The sequence below is a fragment of the Acidisphaera rubrifaciens HS-AP3 genome (genome assembly GCF_000964365.1).
GTDB lineage: Bacteria > Pseudomonadota > Alphaproteobacteria > Acetobacterales > Acetobacteraceae > Acidisphaera > Acidisphaera rubrifaciens.
The window spans coordinates 1-6,641 of the sequence record NZ_BANB01000214.1 but is presented as its reverse complement, the minus strand read 5'-3'; the positions used below and the strand labels follow the sequence as shown (position 1 = coordinate 6,641).

Genomic DNA, 6,641 nt, shown 5'->3' with positions numbered 1-6,641 from the left:
CCCGGCAGCACCGCCGCGGCACTCGCCTATGCGCGCCGCCTGCGCGCGAGCGGCCGCGAGCGGCGGGCGCAGAGCGTCCTGCGCCGCACCTGGGAGCATGCCCCGCAGCCCGATCTCGCCACCTTTGCCCTGGCGACCGCCCATGGCCCGGCCGAGCGGCTGACCGTGGCGCAGCGCCTTGCCGACGGCAACATCGATCATCCCGAGAGCCGGCTGCTTTTGGCGCGCGCGCATCTGGACGCGGGCGACGCGGTGGAGGCCGGGCGGCAGACGGAGCGCGCGCGCCTCGCCGGGCTCGATCAGCGGCGCCTGTGGGCGTTGCGGGCCGACATCGAGGAGGCGCTGGGCGACGAGGTCGCGGCGCGCGACGCGCTGCGCCGGGCGACGACCGCCGCCTCCGATCCCGCGTGGCGCTGCACCGCCTGCGGCACCGAGGCGCCGGCCTGGAGCATCACCTGCCCGGGCTGCGCCGCCGTCGGCACGCTGGAATGGACCGCCGTGCGGCCGGGACCGCTGATCCTGGCGGCGCCGCAGCCCGGCGCCGCCGCGGCCTGACAGGGGAGAGGGGACCATGGCGCACACGCTGCGCGATCTCGCCGGTCTGGGACATGCGCCGCCGCTTCTGGCCGGCGCCGCCCTGGTCATGGTGGACTGCCAGAACACCTACCGCGAGGGCGTGATGCGCCTCTCGGGCGTGGAGCCGGCGGTGGCCGAGGCGCGCCGCCTGCTGCTGCGCGCGCGGGAGGCGGGCATCCCGATCTTCCACATCCAGCACAATTCCGGGCCTGGCTCGCCCTATGACATCACCGCGCCGATCGGGCAGATCAGCGACGAGGTGGCGCCGCTCGACGGCGAGGCGGTGATCACCAAGGGCGCGCCCAACGCCTTCGTCGGCACCGACCTGGAGGCGCGGCTGCGCGCGACCGGGCGCAGCGACGTGATCGTCGCGGGCTTCATGACGCATATGTGCATCAACTCGACCGCCCGCGGCGCCTTCAGCCTCGGCTTCCGCCCGACCGTGGTGGCCGGCGCCACCGCCACGCGCGACCTGCCGGACGATACCGGCGGGGTTATCGCCGCCGCCGTGGTGCAGGCCGCGAGCCTCGCGGCGCTGCGCGACCTGTTCGCCGTCGTGGTCCCGGACACCGCCGCGATCCCCGCCTGACCCGGGCGGGGCGCGCGGCGGCCCGAGTTAGAATCCCACGCGGTCGCCGCCCTTGAGGTGCAGGATCGCCCGCGCCTCGGCCGGCGTCGCGATCTCCAGGCTCAGCTCCTCCAGGATGCGGCGGATTTTCGCCACCTGCTCGGCGTTCGACTTCGCGAGCGTGCCCTTCCCGAGGTAGAGGCTGTCCTCCAGCCCGACGCGCACGTTGCCGCCGAGGATGCCGGCCATCGTGGTGAAGTTCATCTGGTGCCGCCCGGCCGCCAGCACCGACCACACATAGGCGTCGCCGAACAGCCGGTCCGCCGTCTCGCGCATGAACATCAGGTTGCGCGGCTCCGCGCCGATGCCGCCGAGGATGCCGAAAATCGTCTGCACGAACAGCGGCGGCTCCACGATCTTCTGATCGAGGCAGTGGGCGAGGTTGTACAGATGGCCCACGTCGTAGCACTCGAACTCGAACCGGGTGCCGTGGTCGCGGCCGAGGCGCTGGACGATGCCGGCCACGTCGTCGAACGTGTTGCGGAAGATGTGGCCGGTGGTGCGCGCCAGGTACGGCTGCTCCCAGGCGTGCTTCCATTCCTTGATCCGCTCGCCGGCGCGCGAGATGTTGAAGTTCATGCTGCCCATGTTGAGGCTCGCCATCTCGGGCTTCGCCAGCAGGGGCGCGGCGAGCCGGTCGTCGAGCGTCATGTTCATGCCGCCGCCGGTGGTGATGTTCAGCACCGCGTCGGTCGACTGCTTGATGACCGGCAGGAAGCGCATGAACACCGCCGGATCGGGCGTCGGCTCGCCGGTCTGCGGATCGCGGGCATGCAGGTGGATGATCGCCGCCCCGGCCTCGGCCGCCTCGATCGACTGGCGCGCGATTTCCTCCGGCGTGACGGGCAGGTAGGGCGACATGCTCGGCGTGTGGATCGCGCCGGTGATCGCGCAGGAGATGACAACCTTGCCAGCCATGAACTTCCTCCCTCGGCCGTGCCGTCACGGCGCGGGCGCAGGATCGCGCACGCCCCGCCGGGCGGCAAGGCGGGCCGGCGGGACCCGGTTGCGCGTCGGAGGCGACCGGCGCGCCCGTCCGGTCTAATATCGCCGTGATGCGCAAGCGCCCGTTGCCACGACCGCCGCGTCAGGACAAGCGGACCCGCCGCGCGCCGCAGGCGCACGCGCCGTCCCGCCACAACGTCCGGCTCGACTTCGAGGGCCTGCGCGCCGTCAAGCTCGGGGTGGAGGGCGGCGGCTGGCGCGACGCCTATTCGCTGCTGTTCTCGATGCGCTGGCACGTCTTCGCCGCCGTCTTCGTGGTCATCTACCTCGCGCTCAACGCCGTCTTCGCGCTGCTCTACATCGCGCAGACCGGCGCCATCGCCGGGGCGCGGCCCGGCTCGTTCCTCGACCATTTCTTCTTCAGCCTGGAGACGCTCGCGACCGTCGGCTACGGCGAGATGTCGCCGCAAACGCTCTATGGTCACGTGATCGCGGCGACCGAGATCATCTGCGGCGTCGCCTTCACCGCCGTCCTGACCGGGCTGATGTTCAGTCGCTTCTCGCGCCCGAAGGCCAATGTCGTGTTCAGCGCGGTCGCGGTCATCGTGCCGTTCGAGGGGCGGCGATCGCTGCTGCTGCGGGTGGCGAGCCAGCGCAGCCGCCCGATGACCGACGTCACCGCGCGGCTGACCCTGCTGCACCGTCCCGGGGAGGATGCCGACATGCGGCGCTTCTACGATCTCGAACTCCTGCGCGACAACGCGCCCATCCTCGGCCTGTCGTGGACGATGGTGCACCCGATCGACCCGGACGGGCCGCTCGCCGATCTCGACGCGCTGTTCGAAGCGGACCCGCAGGTCTCGCTGATCGCGACGATCAGCGGACAGGACGAGACGATTTCGGCCAACGTCGCCGCGCGCAGGGTCTACCGCAAGGGCGACATCCTGGAGGGGCGGAGTTTCGTCAACATCGTGACGACCCATCCGCGCGACGGGCTGCAGGTCGATCTCGGCCGCATCCACGAGACCGAGCCGCTGGCCGCCAAACCCGTATAGACAGCCCCCGCCCTCGGGCGGCATGCTGCTTGCTAGCTAGACGGTGCCCGCGCGCGACGAGGCGCGCCCTTCCGACATGCCGGCGCTTTCGACGCCCCTGACGACGGCCGGACCCCGGTCCCGCCGATGCGCCGGCGCTCGCCCCACCCACACCCCATCAACAGGAGTGCCCGATGCCGCCGCACGCGTCCGGTATGGAGGCTGCCGAGCAGCAGGTCGATCATCTGCTCGGCGAGGAATACGAACACACGCCGGTGCCGCCGCAGGCGCGCCGGAGCCTGTTTTCGGTCACGCTGGTCTGGGCCGGCTTCCCGATGATCATCACCGGGGCGATGACCGGCTCGATCCTGGTGCTCGGCATGGGCTTCGCCCGCGCGCTGGTCGCCATGATCATCGGCAACCTCATCATGCTCGCCTATGTCGGGCTGCTCGGCAGCCTCGGCACGCGGCGCGGCTTCAACTTCGCGCTGCTGGCGAGCGTGGTGTTCGGCCGCCGCGGCTACGTGCTGGCCTCCGGCCTGCTGTCCACCCTGCTGCTCGGCTGGTACGCGGTGCAGACCGGCATCACCGGCGCGCTGGTCAGCTCCACCTACGGCCTGAACTATGTCGCGATGACGGTGGTGGCCGGCATTCTCTATATCGGCATCACCTTCGTGGGCGTGCGCGGGCTGCACTATATCGGCCTCGTCTCCATCCCGCTGTTCCTGGTGCTCGGCCTGTGGACCGCCCTGCACGCCGCGTCCACGACGACCTGGGCCGCGATCTGGGCCTATGGCGGCAACAACGGTGTCGCCACCATGTCGATGGGCGTGGGCCTGACGGTGGTCATCGCGCTGTTCATCGACGCCGGCACCGTCACCGCCGACTTCAACCGCTGGGCGCGCACCCCGCGCGACAGCATCCTCGCGACGTTCAGCGCGTTCCCCTTCGCCAACATCGTCGCGATGCTGGTGGGCGGCGTGATGACGGCGGCGCTCGCGGTGCCCAACGCCAACCCGTTCGGCGCCGACAACATGTTCGGCTACATGAATCACATGCAGATGGCGTGGCTGAGCGTGCTGGCGTTCGTGTTCCTGTACTGCAACCTCGGCTCGGTCTGCTCGCACTGCCTCTACAACTCGGCGACCGGCTGGTCGCGCATCACCGGCAGCCACATGCGGGTCGCGGCCGTCGTGCTCGGCGTGCTCGGCATCATCGTCGCGGCCGGGAACATCTGGGCATTCTTCATCCAGTGGCTCAGCCTGCTCGGCATCATCGTGCCGCCGATCGGCGCGGTCATCCTGGTCGACCAGTACCTCGTGCGTCCGGGCTCGGTCGCCGACGCCGACTGGCGGCCGACCGCCTTCATCGCCTGGGCGGCCGGTTCGATCGTGGCGTTCGTGGTGGAAAAGACGATGCCTGGATACTGCACCGCGATTTCTGCCATGCTGGTGGGCGGGATCGCCTACGGCGTGATCTCCGCGATCCGCAAGCCGGCGACGCAGCCGGCCTGAGGACGCACGGACCGAACAACCGAACGAAAAAACGGAACCCGTCCGGGCCGGCCCCGCCGCGCCCGGACGGCCTGACGGGAGACTGCCATGGACTATGCGATCTTCGACGCCGGCGACGTGACGCTGCAGAGCGGTGCCACGATCCGCGACTGCAAGCTCGCCTACAAGACGTTCGGCACGCTGAATGCCGCCGCCGACAACGCGGTCGTCTATCCGACCTGGTATTCCGGCCAGCACTACGACAACGAGTGGCTCGTGGGCTCCGGCCGCACGCTCGACCCGGCCAAGTATTTCGTCATCATCCCCAACATGCTGGGCAACGGCCTGTCCTCGTCGCCGAGCAACACGCCCGAGCCCTACAACGCCGCGCGCTTCCCCAAGGTAACGGCCTACGACAACGTCCGCCTCCAGCACCGGCTGGTGACGGAGAAGTTCGGCATCAAGAAGCTGCCGCTGGTCACCGGCTGGTCGATGGGCGCGCTGCAAACCTTCCACTGGGGCGCGCTCTATCCCGACATGGTCGAGCGCATCGCGCCGTTCTGCGGCTCGGCCAAGTGCTCGCGCCACAACTTCGTCTTCCTGGAGGGCGTGAAGGCGGCGCTGACGGCCGACGCGGCGTTCAACGACGGCTGGTACACGACCAAGCCGGCCAAAGGGCTGCGCGCCATGGCGCGCGTCTATGCCGGCTGGGGCTTCAGCCAGGCGTTCTACCGCGAGGAACTCGACCTCAAGACGCTCGGCTATTCGTCGCTGGAGGATTTCCTCGTCGCCTTCTGGGAAGGCTTCTTCCTGCCGAAGGACCCGAACAACCTGCTGACCATGCTGTGGACGTGGCAGAACGGCGACATCAGCGCCAACGAGCTTTATCACGGCGACTTCAAGAAGGCCCTCGGCGCGATCAAGGCCCGCGCTTACGTCATGCCGGGCAAGACCGACCTCTATTTCCCGCCCGAGGACAGCGCGTTCGAAGTCGCCCACATGCCCCGCGCACAGCTGATCCTGGTCGACTCCATCTGGGGCCATTTCGCGGGCGGCCCGGGCACCAACCCGGTCGACTGCGACTTCATCGATGCGAAGCTCGCCGAACTTCTGGCAAGCTGACCCTCCCGCGCGCCGGCCAACCGGCGGCGCGGCGCAGCGACAGAGAGGGGTATCGTGCTCGACACCATCGTCCGGGCCGCGTGTCTCGCGGGGCGGCCCGGCCTGCATGACGTGGGCATCGCCGAAGGGCGCATCGCCGCCGTCGCGGCGGCCCTGACGGCGGACGCGGCGGCGGTGCTGCCGGCGGATGGGCGCCTGCTCATCGCCGGCCTCGTCGAGACGCATGTGCATCTCGACAAGACCTGCATCCTCGACCGCTGCCCGGCCGCCGAGGGGTCGGTGGCCGAGGCGGTGCGCCTGACCGCGCGGGCCAAGCGGGACTTCACCGCCGAGGATGTCTATGCGCGCGGCCGCCGCACCCTGGAGCGGGCGATCGGCTGGGGCACGACGCGCATGCGCACCCATGTGGAGGTCGATCCGGTGATCGGCCTGCGCGGCTATGACGGCGTCGCGGCGCTGGCGCGCGACCATGCCTGGGCGATCGACGTCGAACTCTGCGTCTTCCCGCAGGAGGGGCTGACCGACAGCCCGGAGACGGACGCGCTGCTGATCGAAGGGCTGCGCCGCGGCGCCCGCGCGATCGGCGCCGCGCCCTATATCGACCGCGACCCGCGCGGGCAGATCGACCGCGTCTTCGACCTCGCGCACGCCTTCGATGCCGAGATCGACATGCATCTCGACATGGGCGACAGCACGGCCGGGATGCAGATCGACTATGTCTGCGCCAAGACGGCGGCGATGCGGCGCGGCGGCCGCGTCGCGGTGGGGCACATGACGCAGGCCTCGCTGCTGCCGCCGGACGCGCTCGACGCGCTGGCGCGGCGGCTGGCCGATGCGGGCGTC

Annotated in this window: 5 protein-coding genes and 2 pseudogenes; 6 read left to right on the top strand and 1 reads right to left on the bottom strand. The window is 70.4% G+C overall.

Translation table 11 applies throughout. The annotated features are described in order from the left end of the window. Positions 1–555 (top strand): annotated as a pseudogene (locus tag B8460_RS21735) (hypothetical protein); the annotation flags it as partial. 16 nt (positions 556–571) lie between these two features. Next, positions 572–1,165 (top strand): cysteine hydrolase family protein, encoded by a 594-nt coding sequence (locus B8460_RS07440; protein ID WP_048860952.1) that lies wholly within the window; start codon positions 572–574, stop codon positions 1,163–1,165. A 27-nt stretch (positions 1,166–1,192) separates the two neighbouring features. On the opposite strand, the gene B8460_RS07435 is transcribed toward B8460_RS07440, so the two are convergent. Further along, entirely contained in the window at positions 1,193–2,122 is a 930-nt protein-coding gene (locus tag B8460_RS07435; protein ID WP_048860951.1) for a BKACE family enzyme, read from the bottom strand. 137 nt (positions 2,123–2,259) lie between these two features. Here B8460_RS07435 and B8460_RS07430 point away from each other — a divergent pair, with 137 nt between their 5' ends. The 4 genes and pseudogenes from B8460_RS07430 to B8460_RS07415 form a co-directional block, all read left to right on the top strand. After that, a complete protein-coding gene (locus B8460_RS07430) occupies positions 2,260–3,204 on the top strand; it encodes an ion channel (protein WP_048860950.1) in 945 nt (314 codons plus the stop codon). Positions 3,205–3,377: 173 nt separating this feature from the next. Then, positions 3,378–4,697, top strand: coding sequence for a purine-cytosine permease family protein (locus B8460_RS07425; protein WP_048860949.1), 1,320 nt, complete (start codon positions 3,378–3,380; stop codon positions 4,695–4,697). Between the two features lie 87 nt (positions 4,698–4,784). Beyond that, complete coding sequence (locus tag B8460_RS07420; RefSeq protein ID WP_048860948.1) at positions 4,785–5,798, top strand: alpha/beta fold hydrolase; 1,014 nt, start codon at positions 4,785–4,787, stop codon at positions 5,796–5,798. Between the two features lie 54 nt (positions 5,799–5,852). Further along, positions 5,853–6,641, top strand: a pseudogene (locus B8460_RS07415) (amidohydrolase family protein); the annotation flags it as partial.